Here is a 577-nt window from a genome sequence, read left to right on the forward strand (position 1 = left end):
GCGTCGCGCAGGCGGCGGTGGAACTCGACGGTCTCGGCCTCGAAGCGGTCGGCGGTGCTGGCCCGGGCGCGGGCCCGGGCGAGACCCTGCTCCGGATCGAGGTCGAGGATCAGGGTGAGGTCGGGTCGGGTGCGGCCGACGACGACCCGCTCCAGCGCCGCGACGGTGCCGGCTGGCAGGCCGCCCGCGGCGCCCTGGTAGGCACGGGTGGAATCCATGAAGCGGTCGCACAGCACCACCTCGCCGCGGGCGAGCGCCGGGCGGATCAGCCGGTCGAGATGGTCGAGGCGGGCGGCGGAGAACAGCAGCGCCTCGGCGAAGGGGCCGTGCTCGCGCGCCCGGCCCTCGAGCAGGGCGGCGCGGATCTCCTCGGCGCGCGGCGTGCCGCCGGGCTCGCGGGTGACCACGACGGTGCGGGCCGCCCGCAGACGGCGGGCGAGGCGCTCGACCTGGGTCGACTTGCCGGCCCCCTCCCCACCCTCGAAGGTGATGAACGCGCCGGGGGTCATCGACAGGCCCGCGCGTTCTCCCTCCCCCCTCTGCGGGGGAGGGTGGCCCGGCCGTCAGGCCGGGTCGG

1 protein-coding gene is annotated in these 577 nt (G+C 77.6%); it reads right to left on the bottom strand.

Features of this window, described 5'->3' with window-relative positions; all coding sequences use genetic code 11:
• Positions 1–509, bottom strand: a 509-nt coding sequence (gene tmk, locus AX737_RS21445) for a dTMP kinase (RefSeq protein ID WP_066924770.1), incomplete at its 3' end; no start/stop codon positions are given.
• Positions 510–577: the final 68 nt, after the last annotated feature.

It is taken from the genome of Methylobacterium sp. CCH5-D2, assembly GCF_001556475.1.
In the GTDB taxonomy this organism is placed as follows: Bacteria; Pseudomonadota; Alphaproteobacteria; order Rhizobiales; family Beijerinckiaceae; genus Methylobacterium; species Methylobacterium hispanicum.